This is a genomic window from Serratia sp. (in: enterobacteria), assembly GCF_051654945.1.
Classification (GTDB): Bacteria; Pseudomonadota; Gammaproteobacteria; order Enterobacterales; family Enterobacteriaceae; genus Chania.
Genome location: NZ_JBOFZA010000013.1, coordinates 1 through 1,396 on the forward strand (window position 1 = coordinate 1; position 1,396 = coordinate 1,396).

Genomic DNA, 1,396 nt, shown 5'->3' on the forward strand with positions numbered 1-1,396 from the left:
TATTTTGAAGGGAAACACATCCTGATTTCACTGCAAACTCCCCTACGTTAATCTCAGGATAAACATGAAGAGCAAAAATAGCTTCAATTTTTTTAGATTTATAATATTCATCAGCTACAACAAAACGAGCCCCACCTGCCATAGCTATCAACCTAACTAAAAATCGGAACCTAAATTTAAAATATTTAGGTTCTTTTTCATTTCTATAATTAATTTTGTATAAAACAAAAAACCACTTGTAAAAATGGTTAAAAAATTGTATATTATAAATGCTTTGTGTTCTTGGTGAATTTTATTTGCCAGGAACCTTTTTTTTCTCTTTTTTTTTGATATTTTTTAATCTAAAGCAAATTGAATTGAACTCTTCTTCATCTTTTAAGCGGACCAAAAAATCGCTTAAGACTACAAAAGCAGATTTTACAACTCTTCGAATACTTGTTTCTTCAGTATATCCACCATTAATACTCTTTGTAATTTCTAAAAGCAACAAAATTCTAATTAGTGTCGCATAAATATGCGCCTCAACTCTTTCAGTTTTTAAATTTTTTATCTTATCTATTTTAAAATCAGATTTAAATATTTTAAAAAGTAATTCTATTTGCCATCTCATTTTATACAACTCAATTATTTCAGAAGAAGAAAATCCCCAAAGATTTGTAATATATCCACTTATACTTATAGATTCTCTAGCAAAACTTGCTATTTTTTTATTACGTCGTTCTCTTTCTTCAATTCCTTGAGTTCTCTTATCTAACAATTCTTCGGGTAATTTAGTGAGCACAATTCTAACAGGCATTTTCAAATCGCCTATTAAAAAATCATATTCTTTAGTTTCGTTGAAGTTTAAATTATTCCCCAATTCTCCTGCTTTTGTTACTAAATATTTTGTTTTTTCTATTATCTTTCCATTTTTAGAATACGAAGGTGAAGGATTCAAAGAAAAAAGTTTAGTTCCAGCTCTTAGTCTTGAAATGAAAAAACTATTTCTATCTTCAATTTCTTTAAAATCTTCAAAGTTAAAGTATCCTAAATCTTTTAAAACTAATGAATCAACAGAAAGATGTTTGTATATGTGTTTCGAAAAATTTTGTTCATTTTTTACACCTTCATTTAAAGATATATTTTTAATTGAAAAATTTAAGAGCTCTAAAAGTAAGTTAATTTTCATCGTAGATTGTAGCTGAGCCCCTTTGTACTTATCCTTACACTTGTTAGGTAGCTTAATTTCGGTTGAATCCATTAAAAATATATTCCTAAAACTATGAGAATTAAAAGTTTTTGTTTTACCTAGAATTTGATTTTTTAAAAGAGATATGAAAATATTTTTAAAGAAAGTTACGGTTTCTTCTCCAAACCTTTGGTCAAGCGCTTGAGGAGAGATAGAGATATTTTTCTC

General features: G+C 27.3%; 1 protein-coding gene. It reads right to left on the reverse strand.

Annotated features, from left to right (window positions below; translation table 11 throughout):
* Positions 1 to 292: 292 nt before the first annotated feature.
* A partial coding sequence (locus tag ACRDCA_RS00260) for an IS4 family transposase (protein ID WP_438687774.1) occupies positions 293 to 1,396 on the reverse strand: 1,104 nt, incomplete at its 5' end.